The following is an 18,096-nucleotide window of genomic DNA, read 5'->3' on the forward strand; positions in this document are numbered from 1 at the left end:
GCGACTGAATCGGGTATACTCCCGCTCTTTAAATCGCAGCCCAAGAAACAGGTGAATTTCGTGAGCCAGCCTACGCCAGCCGTGCGTACCTTCCAAGACTTGATCCTCGCGCTCCAGCAATACTGGGCCGAGCAAGGTTGTGTGGTACTTCAGCCCTACGATATGGAAGTAGGCGCCGGCACTTTCCACACCGCGACATTCCTGCGCGCCATCGGCCCGGAAACCTGGAACGCCGCTTACGTGCAGCCAAGCCGCCGTCCGACTGACGGCCGTTACGGCGAAAACCCGAACCGTCTGCAGCACTACTACCAGTTCCAGGTTGTCCTGAAGCCGAACCCGGACAACTTCCAGGAGCTGTACCTGGGCTCCCTCAAGCATGTCGGCCTGGACCCGCTGGTCCACGACATCCGCTTCGTCGAAGACAACTGGGAATCGCCGACCCTCGGCGCCTGGGGTCTGGGCTGGGAAGTCTGGCTGAACGGCATGGAAGTGACCCAGTTCACGTACTTCCAGCAGGCGGGCGGCATCGAGTGCTACCCGGTGACCGGCGAGATCACCTACGGTCTGGAGCGTCTGGCCATGTACCTGCAGGGCGTGGACTCGGTCTACGACCTGGTCTGGGCTGACGGTCCGTTCGGCAAAGTGACCTACGGCGACGTGTTCCACCAGAACGAAGTGGAGCAGTCCACCTACAACTTCGAACACGCCAACGTCGACAAGCTGTTCGAACTGTTCGATTTCTATGAAAGCGAAGCCAAGCGCCTGATCGAACTCGACCAGCCGCTGCCGTTGCCAAGCTACGAAATGGTCCTGAAGGCCTCGCACACCTTCAACCTGCTGGATGCGCGCCGGGCGATCTCGGTAACTGCGCGTCAGCAATACATTCTGCGCGTTCGCACCCTGGCGCGTTCCGTCGCCCAAGCCTACCTGCTGGCCCGCGCCAAGCTGGGCTTCCCGATGGCAACCCCGGACCTGCGTGACGAAGTACTGGCCAAGCTGGAGGCTGCACAATGAGTGCTCAAGATTTTCTGGTTGAACTGGGCACCGAAGAACTGCCACCCAAAGCCCTGAACACCCTGGCCGAAGCGTTCCTGGCCGGTATCGACAAGGGCCTGCAAGCTGCCGGTCTGAATTACGAGACCAAAACCGTCTACGCCGCGCCGCGTCGTCTGGCTGTGCTGATCACCGCGCTGGCCACCCAGCAGCCGGATCGCAGCATCAACCTCGACGGCCCGCCACGTCAGGCCGCGTTCGATGCTGAAGGCAACCCGACTCAAGCGGCACTGGGTTTTGCCAAGAAGTGCGGCGTCGAGCTGAGCGAAATCGACCAGAGCGGTCCGAAACTGCGCTACAGCCAGAACATCGCCGGCAAGCCGACCGCCAGCCTGCTGCCGACCATCGTCGAAGACTCGCTTAACGACCTGCCGATCCCGAAACGCATGCGTTGGGGTGCGCGCAAGGAAGAGTTCGTGCGTCCGACCCAGTGGCTGGTAATGCTGCTCGGCGACCAGGTCATCGACTGCACGATCCTCGCGCAGAAGGCTGGCCGTGAGTCCCGTGGCCACCGCTTCCACCACCCGGAAAGCGTGCGCATCGGTTCGCCGTCGAGCTACTTGGCCGACCTGCGTGCCGCTTACGTACTGGCCGACGCCAACGAGCGTCGTGAAATCATCAGCAAGCGCACCGAAGAGCTGGCGACCCGTCAGGAAGGCACCGCGATCGTGCCGCCGGCGCTGCTCGACGAAGTGACCGCGCTGGTCGAGTGGCCGGTGCCGCTGGTGTGCTCGTTCGAGGAACGTTTCCTCGACGTGCCGCAGGAAGCGCTGATCACCACCATGCAGGACAACCAGAAGTACTTCTGCCTGCTGGATGCCGACGGCAAGTTGCTGCCGCGTTTCATCACTGTGGCCAACATCGAATCCAAAGACCCGCAGCAGATCATCGCCGGTAACGAGAAGGTGGTTCGCCCACGTCTGACCGACGCCGAGTTCTTCTTCAAGCAGGACAAGAAGCAGAAGCTCGAAGCGTTCAACGATCGCCTGCAGAATGTGGTGTTCCAGGAAAAACTCGGCAGCGTCTACGACAAGGCCGAACGTGTTTCGAAACTGGCCGCGTACATCGCCGCACGCATCGGCGGCAACGCTTCGTGGGCTGCCCGTGCAGGTTTGCTTTCGAAGTGCGACCTGGCCACCGAAATGGTCGGCGAGTTCCCGGAGATGCAAGGTGTCGCCGGCTACTACTACGCCCTCAATGACGGCGAGCCGGAAGACGTTGCCCTGGCGCTGAACGAGCAGTACATGCCGCGCGGTGCCGGCGCTGAACTGCCTGCCACTCTGACCGGTGCGGCCGTGGCCATCGCCGACAAGCTCGACACCCTGGTCGGCATCTTCGGCATCGGCATGCTGCCGACCGGCAGCAAAGACCCGTATGCCCTGCGCCGTGCGGCACTGGGCGTGCTGCGGATCCTGATCGAGAAACAACTGGATCTGGACCTGAACGACGCCGTGGCTTTCGCCGTGAATGCGTTCGGTGCCAAGGTCAAGGCTGCCGGCCTGAACGACGCGGTGCTGGAATTCATCTTCGACCGTCTGCGTGCGCGTTACGAAGACGAAGGCGTGGATGTCGCCACCTACCTGTCGGTACGTGCCCTGAAGCCGGGTTCGGCGCTGGACTTCGACCAGCGTGTGCAAGCGGTTCAAGCCTTCCGCAAACTGCCGGAAGCGGCAGCGCTGGCGGCGGTGAACAAGCGTGTGTCGAACCTGCTGAGCAAGGTGGAAGGCTCGGTGCCGACCGAAGTCCAGGCCAAGTACTTCGACAACGCCAACGAGTTCTCCCTGTACTCGGCGATCCAGCAAGCGGACCAGGCTGTACAGCCAATGGCCGCGGCGCGTCAGTACAACGAATCGCTGGCACGTCTGGCCGCCCTGCGCGAGCCGGTCGACGCATTCTTCGACGCGGTGATGGTCAATGCCGAAGACGCCAATGTACGGGCCAACCGTTACGCGCTGCTGGCGCGTCTGCGTGGCCTGTTCCTGGGCGTTGCCGACATTTCGCTGCTGGGTTGAGGGATTGCTGTTGAAACTGCTGATTCTCGATCGGGACGGAGTGATCAATTACGACTCCGACGCTTACATCAAGTCGGTGGAGGAGTGGATTCCGCTGCCCGGCTCGATCGAAGCGATTGCGCAGTTGAGCAAGGCCGGCTGGACGGTGGCGGTCGCCACCAACCAGTCGGGCATTGCTCGCGGCTACTACGACCTCGCCACCCTCGATGCCATGCACGCGCGCCTGCGCGAACTGGTGGCGGAGCAGGGCGGTGAAGTCGGGCTGATCGTGTATTGCCCGCATGGGCCGGACGAGGGTTGCGACTGCCGCAAGCCGAAACCGGGGATGTTGAAAACCATCGCGCAGCATTACAACGTCGCGCTGACGAATGTCTGGTTCGTCGGTGACAGCCTTGGTGACCTGGAGGCCGCCAAAGCCGTCGATTCACAGCCCGTTTTGGTAAAGACCGGGAAAGGCGAAAAGACTCAGGCCAAGACCTTGCCGGTGGGCACCCTGATTTTTGACGATCTCGCGGCGATTGCCGCAGAACTTATCCACAACTAGAGTGCTTCTGAAGTTCCTGACCAGGGATTGATCGGGAGTGCGCTTGAACAGTCGGGCATTGCCCGTAACGGTAAACGTCGCCATGTCGATACTGCAGGCCATCAGAATCTTCCTCTTTTACCTGCTGCTGGGCACCACTGCTCTGCTGTGGTGCAGCCTGAGCTTTTTTATCGCGCCCTTTCTGCCGTTCAAGGCGCGCTATCGCTTCATCAATGTGTACTGGTGCCGTTGCGCCTTGTGGTTGACCAAGGTGTTCCTCGGTATCCGTTACGAAGTCAAAGGCGCGGAAAACGTGCCTGACCGGCCCTGCGTGATTCAGTCGAACCACCAGAGCACCTGGGAGACGTTCTTTCTCTCCGCTTATTTCTCGCCCTTGAGCCAGGTGCTCAAGCGCGAATTGCTGTATGTGCCGTTCTTCGGCTGGGCGATGGCCATGCTGCGGCCGATCGCGATTGACCGCGACAACCCGAAAGCCGCCCTCAAGCAAGTGGCTGCGAAGGGTGACGAGCTGCTCAAGGACAATGTCTGGGTGCTGATCTTCCCTGAAGGCACTCGCGTTCCCCACGGCACCATCGGCAAGTTCTCCCGGAGTGGCAGCGCGTTGGCGGTGAATGCGGCGCTTCCGGTGCTGCCGATTGCGCACAATGCCGGCAAGTTCTGGCCGAAAATCGGTTGGGGTAAAAAGCCCGGCGTAATCACTGTGGTGATCGGGGAGCCGATGTATGCCGAGGGCAGTGGCCCCCGCGCCATCGCCGATCTGAATGATCGGGTGCAGGCTTGGAACGAGAAGACCCAACGGGAATTGGGCTCGCTGCCCCCGGCCCCTGAGGCGCCGGCTGCAAACGATCAGATCGCTGTCTGAGATTTGTGGATAACCTGTGTACGGTTTGTTCGCAAAGTCCCGAATTATCAAATTAAGTGACTGATTTACTTATATATTTCCGAAACTGATAAAACGCCGTAAAAGGTGCATAAGTTTTTTTCGGAAGTAAGGAAACCGGCTGATATAGCCGGTTTTTTTATGCCTGCTCTTCGGCGATCAGCGGCAGCTCCAGACGGAACGTCGTGCCTTGATCGACCACGCTCAGGCATTCGATCCGGCCGCCATGGTGATCCACCACGGCTTTGACCATCGACAATCCCAGGCCCACACCGTCGATGCCCTGTGCAGAAGAAAAGCGCCGGTACTGGCTGAACAGATCGGGCAGTTCCTCTGCAGCGATGCCTTTGCCTTGATCGGTCAGTTCACAACTCAGCCAGTCATCGTGGCAGCTGACACGCATGTCGACCCTGGATCCGGCAGGGCTGTACTTGATTGCATTTTCCAGCAGGTTGAACAGTGCACGGGTCAGCAAGCCCTGATCGGCCAGGATCAAGCGCTCCTGGGATTGTTCGTCCATGTCACTCGAGAGCTCGATGCGTTTTTGCTGGGCGATGGGCAATGCCTGATCCAGCACGTCCATGACCAGCATCCCGAACAGGCTCGGTTGAAACTGATACGCCTCGGATTCGGCCCGGGCCAGCAGAACGAAGCCGTCGGTGAGTTCCAGCGCCCGGCGTACCTGGCGCTCAATCTGTTCGAACAGCGGCGAATCCGTTCCCGTTTGATGCCGGTGTACCTCGAGCAGGGCAAGAATCGCCGAATGAGGGGCACGCAGGTCGTGGGACAGAAAGCGCAACAGCACACCGCGCTGTTCCTCGGCGGCGCGTTCGGCGCTCAAGTCAGTGAGACTCAAGAGCCAGCCGATCGGCAGGTCGCCATCGACTGGCAACAGCGCGGCGCGCTCCAGGCGCAGGCTACGTTCCTTGTGGTCCCGAAACTCCAGCAGAGGCAGCTCGGATAGCGGCGGGCGCGGCTCTGTGGACAACTCCGGATAGCCCAGGCTCGCCAGTTGATCAAGCACATCCTCGCCCACCAGATTGTGATCGAACAGGCTCCGGGCCTTGCGGTTGCCCAACAAGACTTGTCCTCGAGGATCGCTGATCAGCGTTGCGACCGGCAGATACTCCAGCCCGTCGGCAATGAACCGGCGGGTATCGCGGGTGCGGCTCATGGCTTGCTCAAGCGCCATGATCTGCCCCTGCAAGCGGTCGGCGCTGGGAAACTGCGCCCGACGTCGTTCGGGAAAGACTTTCGGCTCACTGTCCAGCCGCGCCAGCTCCCAGCCGAAGTAAGTGAGCACCACACTCAGGCGCCGCCAGTTCCAGATCAGATAGCCGAACAGCATGCCGAGCGCCGCAGGCGTCGGCGACCACCAACGCCGCATTTCAGCCAGGCCTGCACTGGTCAACAGCACGCAGGCAATTCCGCCCAATGTCAGCCAGAGCGCCAGACGCGGACGCCACAGCAGCAATCCAAGTACACACGCGACCATGGCTACCGAGAGTCCCGCGCCCATCAACGGCGCCGGATCATGCAAATTGATCTGCGCGCGCCAGGAAAGCAGTGCAGTCAGCGGCAACAGCACTAGACTTATCCACACCCACTCGCGCACCAGTTGCCGGAACAAACGCTGAACCTGGCTGGGTACGCGGCTTTCGTGTCGGCGCTGGTTATTCATGGGAAACAGGGCAGGGCGGGTTGAATGGTTTCATAGGCGGCCGGTCTGAGGACGTAGACCCGAAGAATCATAGCGGCTCACCCCACGGCGTGCCGCTTACTTTCACTGCATGGAGTCAGCCGATCCGGTCGGCACCCATTGCCCGAGCGACAAGGAACCACCGCGTATGCGCGTTGCGATACTGGACGATGAACCCGCCGAACTGCGCCGGGTCGAGCAGACCCTGCAACAAATGGCCGAGGCCGGAGGACAGCCCTGGTCACTGCACAGCTTCGAAAGCGGTGAAGACCTGCTGCGACAGTTGCGCCGGGAAACCTTCGACCTGCTGATCCTCGACTGGCAGCTGCCCGACCTCACTGGCCTGGCGCTGCTGCGCTGGACACGCGAACACATGGAAGCCCCGCCGGCGGCCATCATGCTCACAAGCCGCGACGGTGAAAGCGACATCGTCCAGGCCCTGAATGCCGGGGCCGACGACTATGTCAGCAAGCCGTTTCGGCCCAATGAACTGAAGGCCCGCGTGGCGGCGGTACTGCGCCGGCACAGCCTGCAACGAAGCGCCCCGACCGAAGTCCTGCGTTTCAACGACCTGGTGTTCGACGACGCCGAACTCACCGTCACCCGCGACGGCAAACCGATCGTCATGACTGAACGTGAATATCGTCTCGCCCATTGCCTGTTCAGCAACCTTGGGCGACCGCTTTCACGGGATTACCTGTACGAACGATTCTGGCCCCATGAAGAGATGTCGACATCGCGACCGCTGGACACTCATATCTATCGCCTGCGCAACAAACTCGGGCTGACGGCGGATCGGGGCTGGCAGTTGCTGACGATTTATGGGTATGGGTATCGGTTGGAGAGTGTGGCGGCAGGGGAGTGAATCGCAGGCAATAAAAAAGGCCAACGCAAATGCGCTGGCCTTTTCGTTGGCGCTGACCGGGATCAGAAATCCAGGTTGGAAACCGCCAAAGCATTGCTCTCGATGAAGTCACGGCGAGGTTCGACCGCATCACCCATCAGGGTGTTGAAGATCTGGTCCGCGCCAATGGCGTCTTCGATGGTGACTTTCAGCATGCGGCGCACGCTTGGGTCCATGGTGGTTTCCCACAGCTGATCCGGGTTCATTTCGCCCAGACCTTTGTATCGCTGGATGGTGTGGCGCTTGGTGCTTTCGGCCATCAGCCAGTCCAGGGCTTCCTTGAACTCGGTGACCGCTTTCTTGCGCTCGCCACGCTGGATGTACGCGCCTTCGTCGAGCAGGGTGCTCAGTTGAGCGCCGAGGGTGACGACGGTCTTGTAGTCGTTGCTGCCGAAGAAGTCGCGGTTGAAGGTGACGTAGTTCGACAGGCCGTGGGAGATCAGTTCAACCTCTGGCAGCCAAACGCCACGTTCACGGTCTTCACGCAGGCTGGCCTTGTAGACCAGGCCCGACTTCTCGACGGTGCGCAGACGGACTTCGTACTGAGCCAGCCAATCCTGCATCTTCGCGTGGTCGCCAAGCATTTCCAGGCTGACGGCCGGCAGGTAGATGAAGTGCTCGGTCAGCTCCTGCGGGTACAGGCGGGACAGACGCTTGAGGGTCTTCATCACCATGCGGAAGTCATTCACCAGACGTTCCAGCGCTTCACCGGAAATACCCGGGGCGTCTTCGTTCAGGTGCAGGCTCGCGTCTTCCAGAGCCGACTGCGTCATGTACTCTTCCATGGCGTCGTCGTCTTTGATGTATTGCTCTTGCTTGCCTTTCTTGACCTTGTACAGCGGCGGCTGGGCGATGTAGATGTAGCCGCGCTCGATCAGCTCAGGCAACTGACGGAAGAAGAAGGTCAGCAGCAGGGTACGGATGTGCGAACCGTCGACGTCAGCATCGGTCATGATGATGATGTTGTGATAGCGCAGCTTGTCGATGTTGTACTCTTCGCGACCGATACCGCAGCCCAGTGCGGTAATCAGCGTGCCCACTTCCTGGGACGAGATCATCTTGTCGAAACGTGCTTTCTCGACGTTGAGGATCTTGCCCTTCAGCGGCAGGATGGCCTGGGTCTTGCGGTTACGACCCTGCTTGGCAGAGCCGCCCGCGGAGTCACCTTCCACGAGGTACAGTTCGGACAGCGCCGGGTCTTTTTCCTGACAGTCAGCGAGCTTGCCTGGCAGGCCGGCGATGTCCAGCGCGCCTTTGCGGCGAGTCATCTCACGGGCCTTGCGCGCCGCTTCACGGGCACGGGCAGCGTCGATCATCTTGCCAACGACCAGTTTGGCTTCGTTCGGGTTTTCCAGCAGGAAGTCGGAGAAGTACTTGCCCATTTCCTGTTCGACCGCGGTCTTCACTTCGGAAGACACCAGCTTGTCTTTGGTCTGGGAACTGAACTTCGGATCCGGCACCTTCACCGAGATGATCGCGGTCAGGCCTTCACGGGCATCGTCACCGGTGGTGGCGACTTTGTGCTTCTTCGCCAGACCTTCCTGCTCGATGTAGTTGTTCAGGTTACGCGTCAGTGCGGAACGGAAGCCCACCAGGTGGGTGCCGCCGTCGCGCTGCGGAATGTTGTTGGTGAAGCACAACAGGTTCTCGTTGAAGCTGTCGTTCCACTGCAGGGCGATTTCCACGCCGATGCCGTCTTCACGCTGGATGTTGAAGTGGAACACCTGGTTGACCGCAGTCTTGTTGGTGTTCAGGTATTCAACGAACGCACGCAGGCCGCCTTCGTACTTGAACAGCTCTTCCTTGCCGCTGCGCTCATCCTTGAGGACGATACCGACACCGGAGTTGAGGAAGGACAGTTCACGAATGCGCTTGGCCAGGATGTCCCAGCTGAAGTGAATGTTCTTGAAGGTTTCGCTGGAAGCCTTGAAGTGAATCTGGGTACCGGTGGTTTCGCTGTCACCAACGATCGCCATCGGTGCCTGAGGTACGCCGTGGACGTAGGTCTGTTCCCAGATCTTGCCGCTGCGACGAACAGTCAGGACCAGCTCTTCGGACAGCGCGTTCACAACCGAAACACCTACACCGTGCAGACCGCCGGATACTTTGTAGGAGTTGTCGTCGAACTTACCGCCAGCGTGGAGAACGGTCATGATGACCTCGGCGGCGGAAACGCCTTCCTCCTTGTGCACGTCTACCGGGATGCCACGGCCGTTGTCTTTAACGGTGATGGACTCATCCGGGTGGATGATGATGCTGATGTCGTCGCAGTGGCCGGCGAGGGCTTCGTCGATCGAGTTGTCGACCACCTCGAACACCATGTGGTGCAGACCGCTGCCATCGTCGGTGTCACCAATGTACATACCGGGACGTTTGCGCACGGCATCCAGGCCTTTCAGCACTTTAATGCTCGATGAGTCGTACGTATTTTCTTCGCTCAATGCCTTCACTCCCGATGGTCGTGGGTCTGGGTGATACGGCCCTGTTCCACGTGGAACAGAGCGACTGGCGTTTCCGTCTGCCAGCCTTCCCTCAATAATTCGTGATCTACACAGGTGATAAAAACCTGGCAGCGTAAGTCTTCCAGCAAGCGGCACAGCGCGCGACGGTGGCTCTCGTCCAGTTCGGACGGCAAGTCATCCACCAGATAAATACACTGGCCGCGTCGGGCCTGGCTCACCAGATGCCCCTGGGCAATCCGCAACGCACAGACCACCAACTTCTGCTGACCCCGGGACAGGATGTCCGCGGCGTTGTGTGCGCCCAATCTAAGACGCAAGTCAGCCCGTTGTGGCCCAGCCTGGGTATGACCCATTTGCTGGTCCCGTTGCACGGATCCGGCGAGTACAGCGCTCAATTCCCGGTCCTTGTCCCAGCCTCGGTAATAGCTGAGCGTCAAACCTTCGAGCTCAACCAGTTCGCTCAAGGTTTGTTCAAAGACTGGTTTCAAGGCTTTGATGTAAGCGCGGCGGTATTCATCGATTTCAGCGCTGGCCTGGCACAGTTCCCTGTCCCAAACCGCTTGCGAAACGGCGTCAAGTGTACCATGCCGCAGCCAGGAGTTTCTCTGGCGCAAGGCCTTCTGCAAACGCTGCCAGGTGGCCATGAACCGCGGCTCGACGTGGAACACCCCCCAATCGAGGAACTGCCGGCGAATCTTCGGCGCGCCTTCCAGCAGGCGAAAGCTGTCGGGGTTGATCAACTGCAGCGGCAGGATTTCCGCCAGTTGCGCAGCGCTACGAGCGTTCTGACCGTCGATGCGGATCTGGAACTCGCCCTGACGGTCGCGAGATATACCCAATGCGCTGTGGCCACCCTCGGCGAGTTCAACCTGGCCGAAAACGGTGCAAGCAAGCTGCTCATACTGGATGACCGGCAACAGCCGCGTGCTACGAAACGAACGGGCAAGCCCCAGCAGGTGAATGGCTTCCAGAACACTGGTTTTGCCGCTGCCGTTGGCGCCGTAAAGAATGTTGATTCGGGGGCAGGGGGAGAAGGTCACCGGGTGCAAATTGCGCACCGCGGTGACCGAGACGCGACTTAGCGACATCCAGAGTCAGCTGATTACAGACGCATCGGCATGACAACGTAAGCCGAATCGTCATTGTCGGACTCTTGCACCAGCGCACTGCTGTTGGAGTCGGACAGGATCAGACGAACCTGCTCGGTAGTCATCACGCCCAGCACGTCGAGCAGATAGCTGACGTTGAAGCCGATTTCCAGGGAGCCGCCGTTGTATTCCACGCCTACTTCTTCTTCCGCTTCCTCCTGCTCCGGGTTGTTGGCCTGGATCTTCAACTGACCGCTGGCCAGTTGCAGACGGATACCGCGGTATTTCTCGTTGGACAGAATCGCGGTACGACTGAACGCTTCGCGCAACGCCTGACGATCACCCAGTACCAGCTTGTCGCCGCCCTTCGGCAGAACGCGCTCGTAGTCCGGGAACTTGCCGTCGACCAGTTTCGAGGTGAAGGTGAATTCGCCGGTGGTCGCACGGATGTGGTGCTGACCCAGGACGATGCTGACGTTACCGTCCGGCTCGGTAAGCAGACGCGCCAGTTCGAGAATGCCTTTACGCGGCACGATCACCTGATGGCGTTCCTGCTGACCGATGTCGGCCTGCATCGAGCACATGGCCAGACGGTGACCGTCGGTGGCCACGGCACGGATCACACCGGTCGACACTTCCAGCAACATACCGTTGAGGTAGTAACGCACGTCCTGCTGGGCCATGGCGAAACTGGTGCGTTCGATCAGGCGACGCAGCTTGCTCTGTTCCAGGCTGGTGGTCAGCGAACCCGGGCCTTCTTCCACAGTCGGGAAGTCGTTGGCCGGCAGGGTCGACAGGGTGAAACGGCTACGGCCGGCTTTCACCACCAGCTTCTGCTCGTCGACCTTGATGTCGATCAGCGCATCGTTCGGCAGGCTCTTGCAGATGTCCATCAGCTTGCGCGCCGGCACGGTGATGGAACCTGTTTCAGCCGGCTCCTCGAGTTGCACGCGACCGACCAGCTCGACTTCCAGGTCGGTACCGGTCAGCGACAGTTGCTGGCCATCGACAACCAGCAGCACGTTGGACAGTACCGGCAAGGTCTGTCGGCGCTCGACGACGCCTGCGACCAGTTGCAGGGGTTTCAACAGGGCTTCGCGTTGAATGGTGAAATGCATGGTCTAGTCCCTTGCCTTAATAAGCTGCGCTGGTGTTCATCAAGTGGTCAGTGTACGCAGCAGGTTCTTGTAGTCCTCGCGGATGTCCGCGTCGGATTCCTTAAGTTCGTTGATCTTGCGGCAGGCGTGCAGCACGGTCGTGTGGTCGCGGCCGCCAAACACATCGCCGATTTCCGGCAGGCTGTGGTTGGTCAGTTCCTTGGACAATGCCATCGCCACCTGACGCGGACGAGCGACCGAACGCGAACGGCGCTTGGACAGCAAGTCGGAGATCTTGATCTTGTAGTACTCGGCGACGGTGCGCTGAATGTTATCCACAGAGACCAGTTTGTCCTGCAGCGCCAACAGGTCTTTCAGGGATTCGCGAATCAACTCGATGGTGATGTCGCGGCCCATGAAGTGCGAGTGGGCGATCACGCGTTTCAGCGCGCCTTCCAGCTCACGGACGTTGGAGCGAATGCGCTGGGCAATGAAGAACGCCGCATCGTGTGGCAACTCGACTTTGGCCTGGTCGGCCTTCTTCATCAAGATGGCGACGCGGGTTTCCAGCTCCGGCGGCTCGACGGCAACCGTCAGGCCCCAGCCGAAGCGGGATTTAAGGCGCTCTTCAAGGCCTTCGATTTCTTTCGGGTAGCGGTCACTGGTGAGAATGACCTGCTGGCCACCTTCAAGCAGGGCGTTGAAGGTGTGGAAAAACTCTTCCTGGGAACGTTCCTTGCGGGCGAAGAACTGAATGTCGTCGATCAGCAGGGCGTCCACCGAACGGTAGAAACGCTTGAACTCGTTGATCGCGTTCAGTTGCAGCGCCTTGACCATGTCGGCCACGAAACGCTCGGAATGCAGGTACACGACCTTGGCATTCGGGTTCTTCTTTAATAGATGGTTACCCACCGCGTGCATCAAGTGCGTCTTACCCAGGCCCACGCCACCATAAAGGAAGAGCGGGTTGTAGCCGTGCTTCGGGTTGTCTGCCACCTGCCAGGCCGCCGCACGGGCGAGCTGGTTGGATTTACCTTCGACGAAGTTCTCGAAGGTAAAGGTGCGGTTGAGGTAGCTGGTGTGCTTGAGCGCGCCTTCGACCTGCACGGTGCGCTGTTCAGCGCGCACCGGGGCCTGTTGCGAAGCGGCACCGGCCATCGGATCAAAGCTGTCGCGTGACGGCTCTTCACTGATTTCTTCGGTTTTCTGCGTCGAGCGCTTGGTCGGCGCAGGCGTCGGAGCGGGTGCTGGTGCACTGGCTGGCGCGGTATTGGCCTGAGCCTGGGACACTTGCGCAGCAGCCAATGGCGCATTCGGTGCCGCACGCGGCGCCGAACTGCGTTTGCTGCCTATTAATAAGGAGAGCGACGGTGCCAGACCGTTGCCATGCTCATCCAGCAGTTCAAGGACGCGCCCCAGGTACTTTTCGTTGACCCAGTCCAGAACAAAACGGTTCGGTGCGTAGACGCGCAACTCGTCGCCTTCGGCTTCGACCTGTAGTGGACGGATCCAGGTGTTGAATTGTTGGGCAGGCAGCTCTTCGCGCAAAAGCTCCACGCACTGCTGCCAAAGTTCCACTGACACGGATATCCCCTAAGTTGAAAGCCGGTGAGGCAAAAACAAGCGGCCATTGTAGCGGCCAGTCGTCCACTTATCCACATGCAGGTTGCCCGGTGGACATGATTTATCAATGCGTTAAACGCGAAAAAGGCGACCGACGGTATGTGCATAAGCTCTGTGGATAACCCTATCTGAGCACACTGGACAACTGGGGGCGAAAGTCGGTGGATAACCAGCTTGTGGATAACCACCTATTCCACACACAGGTTATCCGACAGTGCAGCACAGGCTGAACACGGTTTTCCACTGTAGTTGTCATTCTCTGTACATCGCTTGAAACAAGGCCTTGAGCCAGTTATCCACAGCGAACCGTGCACCTAGCTTTTACAAGCTTTACAGAAAAGCTTTAAATAATTCCCTTCTTTATTTTTATCTTTGGCAAACCGGGTAATCAGGTCCTGTCAGCTCCGAAGATCTATTTATAAGGAAACGTTGGTTGGAAATTGACCTATTGGCTTGCTTTCTCTAGAATCCCCGGTCTCTTAAAACGGGGGCCATTCCGGCCCGTTGTGGACGAACCAGGTAACACGACATGAAACGTACTTTCCAACCAAGCACTATCAAACGCGCTCGTACCCACGGTTTCCGTGCTCGCATGGCTACCAAGAACGGTCGTGCCGTACTGTCGCGTCGTCGCGCCAAAGGCCGCGCACGTCTGGCAGTTTGATAATCCGGCACTGGAGGTGAGTCAGGACTTCAGTCGGGAAAAGCGTCTGCTTACTCCCCGGCATTTCAAGGCAGTCTTTGACTCCCCTACCGGCAAGGTTCCGGGGAAAAATCTCCTGCTCCTTGCGCGCAACAACGATCTCGATCACCCCCGTCTCGGGCTGGTTATCGGGAAAAAGAGCGTCAAGCTCTCCGTCGAGCGCAATCGCCTCAAACGTCTTATGCGCGAATCGTTTCGCCTGCACCAGGATTCACTGGTCGGCTGGGACATCGTTATCGTCGCGCGCAAAGGTTTGGGTGACGTAGAAAACCCCGAATTGATTCAGCATTTCGGCAAACTCTGGAAGCGTCTGGCACGCAACAAGCCGGTACCAGCAGTCAAAACCGAAACTGTAGGGGTAGACAGTCCAGATGCGTAAACTGGCACTCGTTCCGATCCAGTTTTATCGCTACGCCATTAGTCCCCTGATGGCCAGTCACTGTCGTTTCTACCCCAGTTGTTCTTGCTACGCGTACGAAGCCATCGAAAATCATGGCCTTCTGCGCGGTGGCTGGCTGACCTTTCGTCGTTTAGGTCGCTGTCATCCGTGGAATCCCGGTGGTTATGACCCGGTTCCACCTATCCCTACCTCCCGTTCTTCTTCGATGGCCGAGTAATCATGGATATCAAACGCACGATCCTGATCGTCGCCCTGGCAATCGTGTCCTACGTCATGGTCCTTAAATGGAACCAGGACTATGGCCAGGCTGCCCTGCCGACTCAGAATGTTGCTTCCAGTACGACTACATCCGGTTTGCCGGACACCGCCACTGGCAATAATGCTGCTGCCAGTGACGATATTCCGCGCGCCGCAAGCGATACCAGCGCACCTGCCGAAACGCCGGTCGCTGTCAGCAAGGATCTGATCCAGATCAAGACCGACGTGCTCGATCTCGCGATCGATCCACAAGGTGGCGATGTTGCCCAGCTGACCTTGCCGCTGTATCCACGTCGTCAGGATCGTCCGGACGTTCCGTTCCAGCTGTTCGACAACGGTGGCGAACGTACTTATCTGGCACAGAGCGGTCTGATTGGCACCAACGGTCCGGATGCAAACCCGGCCGGTCGTCCGATCTACTCCTCGGAGAAGAAGACTTATCAACTGGCTGACGGTCAGGACCAACTGGTCGTCGACCTGAAATTCAGCAAGGACGGCGTCAATTACATCAAACGTTTCACTCTGAAACGTGGCCTGTATGACGTGACCGTGACCTATCTGATCGACAACCAGAGCGCTCAGCCTTGGTCCGGTTCGATGTTTGCCCAGCTGAAGCGCGATGCAAGCGCCGATCCTTCGTCCACAACTGCTACCGGTACCGCGACTTACCTGGGCGCCGCCCTGTGGACAAGTTCCGAGCCGTACAAGAAAGTGTCCATGAAGGACATGGACAAAGGTCAGCTCAAGGAAACCGTCACCGGTGGCTGGGTAGCCTGGCTGCAACACTATTTCGTGACTGCATGGGTTGCTCCGAAGGGCGAAAACAACATCGTCCAGACCCGTAAAGACAGCAAAGGCAACTACATCATCGGTTACACCGGTCCTTCGTTGACCGCTGCACCGGGTGCAAAAGTCGAGACCAGCGCTGTTCTCTATGCCGGTCCGAAAAGCCAGGCGGTGCTGAAAGAGTTGTCCCCAGGTCTGGAACTGACTGTCGACTACGGCATTCTGTGGTTCATTGCCCAGCCAATCTTCTGGTTGCTGCAACATATCCACAGCATCGTCGGCAACTGGGGCTGGTCGATCATCTTCCTGACCATGCTGATCAAAGGGATCTTCTTCCCTCTGTCGGCCGCCAGCTACAAGTCGATGGCCCGCATGCGCGCCGTGGCTCCGAAACTGGCTGCACTGAAAGAGCAACATGGCGATGACCGGCAGAAAATGTCGCAAGCCATGATGGAGCTGTACAAGAAAGAGAAGATCAATCCGCTGGGTGGCTGCTTGCCGATCCTGGTGCAGATGCCGGTTTTCCTTTCGCTGTACTGGGTTCTGCTGGAAAGCGTGGAAATGCGCCAGGCGCCGTTCATGCTGTGGATTACCGACCTGTCGATCAAGGATCCGTTCTTCATCCTGCCGATCATCATGGGCGCGACCATGTTCATCCAGCAGCGTCTGAACCCTACACCTCCGGATCCGATGCAGGCCAAGGTGATGAAAATGATGCCAATCATCTTCACCTTCTTCTTCCTGTGGTTCCCGGCAGGTCTGGTGCTGTACTGGGTTGTGAACAACTGCCTGTCGATTGCCCAACAGTGGTACATCACGCGTAAGATCGAAGCGGCGACGAAAAAAGCCGAGGCGTAACTTACTCTGTGGATAACACCACTCAAAACGCCCCCTAGTGGGGCGTTTTGCTATCTGCCATTTTTGTCTGGATACCGGTTTATGAGCGCACCTCGTGAAACCATCGCAGCTGTCGCTACCGCCCAGGGCCGTGGCGGCGTGGGCATCGTTCGAATTTCCGGGCCGCTGGCCAGCGTTGCGGCCAAAGCCATCAGCGGCCGTGAACTGAAACCAAGGTTTGCCCACTACGGCCCGTTCTTCAGTGACGATCAACAGGTGCTGGATGAAGGTCTGGCGCTGTATTTCCCCGGACCGAACTCGTTCACCGGCGAAGATGTACTGGAACTGCAGGGCCACGGTGGCCCGATCGTCCTCGACATGTTGCTCAAGCGTTGTCTGGAACTGGGTTGCCGTCTGGCCCGTCCCGGTGAATTCAGCGAAAGAGCGTTCCTCAATGACAAACTCGATCTGGCGCAGGCCGAGGCCATCGCCGACCTGATCGAAGCCAGTTCCGCACAGGCCGCGCGCAATGCCCTGCGTTCATTGCAGGGTGCATTTTCCCAACGCGTGCACAACCTTACCGAACAGTTGATCGGCCTGCGGATCTATGTAGAAGCGGCTATCGACTTCCCGGAAGAAGAAATCGACTTCCTCGCTGATGGCCATGTCCTGAGCATGCTCGACAAGGTTCGTAACGAGTTATCCACCGTATTGCGCGAAGCCGGGCAGGGTGCGTTGCTGCGTGACGGCATGACCGTGGTGATTGCCGGTCGTCCGAATGCCGGCAAATCCAGCCTGCTCAACGCACTGGCCGGTCGTGAAGCCGCGATCGTGACCGAAATAGCCGGCACCACTCGGGACATCCTGCGCGAACATATCCACATCGACGGCATGCCGCTGCACGTTGTGGACACCGCCGGTCTGCGTGATACCGATGACCATGTGGAAAAGATCGGCGTTGAACGAGCGTTGAAAGCCATCGGCGAGGCTGACCGAGTGCTGCTGGTCGTCGATGCCACTGCGCCAGAGGCCGCCGATCCATTCGCCCTGTGGCCGGAATTCCTTGAAACCCGGCCAGATCCGGCGAAGGTCACCCTGATTCGTAACAAGGCTGATCTCACCGGTGAACCTATTGCCCTGGAAGTCAGTGACGATGGCCACGTGACGATCAGCCTGAGCGCCAAGTCTGCCGGTGAAGGTCTGGACCTGCTACGTGATCACCTCAAAGCCTGCATGGGCTACGAACAAACATCGGAAAGCAGCTTCAGCGCACGCCGCCGGCACCTCGAAGCCCTGCGTCATGCCAGTGATGCCCTGGAACATGGACGTGCCCAACTGACCTTGGCGGGTGCTGGTGAGCTGTTGGCCGAAGACCTGCGTCAGGCCCAGCAGTCTCTCGGGGAAATCACCGGCGCCTTCAGTTCAGATGATTTGCTGGGACGAATCTTTTCCAGCTTCTGCATCGGTAAATAACCCTTCCGTTGTCCACAGACAGGTCCGTTCGCGACCTGTCTGTCCCCCCTTCTAGTATTTCCTTCCTCCAGTGCCGGACAGATTCCTGTTCCTGAGCGGATTTTCCGTGTCCGCGATTCCTTCATTCACCTGATTTCTGTGGATTAAGCCCTGTGAATAACTGCCGCTGAGGGCAGTTGATAACAGGGCCTGAAAACTGAACATAACTGCCGCTGTGGATAACCACCTCATTCATCCACAGGCTTACACCGGTTATCCAAGGGCCTCATGGCGACAT

15 protein-coding genes are annotated in these 18,096 nt (G+C 59.0%); 10 read left to right on the forward strand and 5 right to left on the reverse strand.

The genetic code is table 11. From position 1 onward, the window contains the following. The first annotated feature begins 60 nt into the window (after window positions 1-60). From glyQ to K5E37_RS20525, 4 genes are all read left to right on the forward strand, one after another. Entirely contained in the window at window positions 61-1,014 is a 954-nt protein-coding gene (gene glyQ / locus K5E37_RS20510) for a glycine--tRNA ligase subunit alpha (protein ID WP_003187265.1), read from the forward strand. Further along, the gene (gene glyS / locus K5E37_RS20515) at window positions 1,011-3,065 is read left to right on the forward strand and encodes a glycine--tRNA ligase subunit beta (protein ID WP_007954113.1); all 2,055 of its coding nucleotides are present in this window, start codon (window positions 1,011-1,013) and stop codon (window positions 3,063-3,065) included. Before glyQ ends, glyS begins: the two co-directional genes overlap by 4 nt. Window positions 3,066-3,069: 4 nt before the next feature. After that, complete coding sequence (gene gmhB, locus K5E37_RS20520) at window positions 3,070-3,609, forward strand: D-glycero-beta-D-manno-heptose 1,7-bisphosphate 7-phosphatase (RefSeq protein WP_164872121.1); 540 nt, start codon at window positions 3,070-3,072, stop codon at window positions 3,607-3,609. Between the two features lie 82 nt (window positions 3,610-3,691). Next, window positions 3,692-4,471 (forward strand): 1-acyl-sn-glycerol-3-phosphate acyltransferase, encoded by a 780-nt coding sequence (locus K5E37_RS20525; protein WP_221534990.1) that lies wholly within the window; start codon window positions 3,692-3,694, stop codon window positions 4,469-4,471. 157 nt (window positions 4,472-4,628) lie between these two features. Here K5E37_RS20525 and K5E37_RS20530 read toward each other — a convergent pair whose 3' ends face one another. Beyond that, the gene (locus K5E37_RS20530) at window positions 4,629-6,170 is read right to left on the reverse strand and encodes a HAMP domain-containing sensor histidine kinase (protein ID WP_221534991.1); all 1,542 of its coding nucleotides are present in this window, start codon (window positions 6,168-6,170) and stop codon (window positions 4,629-4,631) included. A 166-nt stretch (window positions 6,171-6,336) separates the two neighbouring features. Here K5E37_RS20530 and K5E37_RS20535 point away from each other — a divergent pair, with 166 nt between their 5' ends. Then, entirely contained in the window at window positions 6,337-7,053 is a 717-nt protein-coding gene (locus tag K5E37_RS20535) for a response regulator transcription factor (RefSeq protein WP_085612483.1), read from the forward strand. 62 nt (window positions 7,054-7,115) lie between these two features. On the opposite strand, the gene gyrB is transcribed toward K5E37_RS20535, so the two are convergent. Genes gyrB through dnaA form a run of 4 tightly spaced genes read right to left on the reverse strand, consistent with a single transcriptional unit; the run spans window position 7,116 to window position 13,323 of the window. Next, window positions 7,116-9,533 carry a DNA topoisomerase (ATP-hydrolyzing) subunit B gene (gene gyrB / locus K5E37_RS20540; RefSeq protein ID WP_011331734.1) on the reverse strand — a complete coding sequence of 806 codons (2,418 nt, stop codon included), beginning with the start codon at window positions 9,531-9,533 and terminating at the stop codon, window positions 7,116-7,118. A 5-nt stretch (window positions 9,534-9,538) separates the two neighbouring features. Continuing rightward, entirely contained in the window at window positions 9,539-10,642 is a 1,104-nt protein-coding gene (gene recF / locus K5E37_RS20545; RefSeq protein ID WP_221534992.1) for a DNA replication/repair protein RecF, read from the reverse strand. Window positions 10,643-10,656: 14 nt separating this feature from the next. Next, complete coding sequence (gene dnaN, locus K5E37_RS20550) at window positions 10,657-11,760, reverse strand: DNA polymerase III subunit beta (protein ID WP_007954131.1); 1,104 nt, start codon at window positions 11,758-11,760, stop codon at window positions 10,657-10,659. Between the two features lie 39 nt (window positions 11,761-11,799). After that, entirely contained in the window at window positions 11,800-13,323 is a 1,524-nt protein-coding gene (gene dnaA / locus K5E37_RS20555; protein ID WP_007954132.1) for a chromosomal replication initiator protein DnaA, read from the reverse strand. Between the two features lie 568 nt (window positions 13,324-13,891). Between dnaA and rpmH the strand changes: the two genes are divergently transcribed. The 5 genes from rpmH to mnmE all read left to right on the forward strand — a co-directional run bounded on the left by rpmH (window position 13,892) and on the right by mnmE (window position 17,819). Further along, window positions 13,892-14,026 (forward strand): 50S ribosomal protein L34, encoded by a 135-nt coding sequence (gene rpmH, locus K5E37_RS20560; RefSeq protein ID WP_003213577.1) that lies wholly within the window; start codon window positions 13,892-13,894, stop codon window positions 14,024-14,026. A gap of 16 nt (window positions 14,027-14,042) precedes the next feature. Continuing rightward, entirely contained in the window at window positions 14,043-14,444 is a 402-nt protein-coding gene (gene rnpA, locus K5E37_RS20565; protein WP_011336726.1) for a ribonuclease P protein component, read from the forward strand. Beyond that, window positions 14,437-14,682 (forward strand): membrane protein insertion efficiency factor YidD, encoded by a 246-nt coding sequence (gene yidD / locus K5E37_RS20570; protein WP_010465488.1) that lies wholly within the window; start codon window positions 14,437-14,439, stop codon window positions 14,680-14,682. Before rnpA ends, yidD begins: the two co-directional genes overlap by 8 nt. A gap of 2 nt (window positions 14,683-14,684) precedes the next feature. Continuing rightward, window positions 14,685-16,367, forward strand: coding sequence for a membrane protein insertase YidC (gene yidC / locus K5E37_RS20575; RefSeq protein ID WP_007954136.1), 1,683 nt, complete (start codon window positions 14,685-14,687; stop codon window positions 16,365-16,367). A gap of 81 nt (window positions 16,368-16,448) precedes the next feature. Then, entirely contained in the window at window positions 16,449-17,819 is a 1,371-nt protein-coding gene (mnmE, locus tag K5E37_RS20580; protein ID WP_085606314.1) for a tRNA uridine-5-carboxymethylaminomethyl(34) synthesis GTPase MnmE, read from the forward strand. Window positions 17,820-18,096 lie beyond the last annotated feature (277 nt).

This window comes from Pseudomonas sp. RIT778, from assembly GCF_019718735.1.
Lineage (GTDB): Bacteria > Pseudomonadota > Gammaproteobacteria > Pseudomonadales > Pseudomonadaceae > Aquipseudomonas > Aquipseudomonas aphyarum.

Coding starts and splice junctions, on each gene's coding strand:
- yidC (WP_007954136.1), top strand. CDS start 14,685: ATGGATATCAAACGCACGATCCTGATCGTCGCCCTGGCAATCGTGTCC.
- mnmE (WP_085606314.1), top strand. CDS start 16,449: ATGAGCGCACCTCGTGAAACCATCGCAGCTGTCGCTACCGCCCAGGGC.
- K5E37_RS20525 (WP_221534990.1), top strand. CDS start 3,692: ATGTCGATACTGCAGGCCATCAGAATCTTCCTCTTTTACCTGCTGCTG.
- rpmH (WP_003213577.1), top strand. CDS start 13,892: ATGAAACGTACTTTCCAACCAAGCACTATCAAACGCGCTCGTACCCAC.
- glyS (WP_007954113.1), top strand. CDS start 1,011: ATGAGTGCTCAAGATTTTCTGGTTGAACTGGGCACCGAAGAACTGCCA.
- recF (WP_221534992.1), bottom strand. CDS start 10,642: ATGTCGCTAAGTCGCGTCTCGGTCACCGCGGTGCGCAATTTGCACCCG.
- K5E37_RS20535 (WP_085612483.1), top strand. CDS start 6,337: ATGCGCGTTGCGATACTGGACGATGAACCCGCCGAACTGCGCCGGGTC.
- K5E37_RS20530 (WP_221534991.1), bottom strand. CDS start 6,170: ATGAATAACCAGCGCCGACACGAAAGCCGCGTACCCAGCCAGGTTCAG.
- dnaN (WP_007954131.1), bottom strand. CDS start 11,760: ATGCATTTCACCATTCAACGCGAAGCCCTGTTGAAACCCCTGCAACTG.
- yidD (WP_010465488.1), top strand. CDS start 14,437: ATGCGTAAACTGGCACTCGTTCCGATCCAGTTTTATCGCTACGCCATT.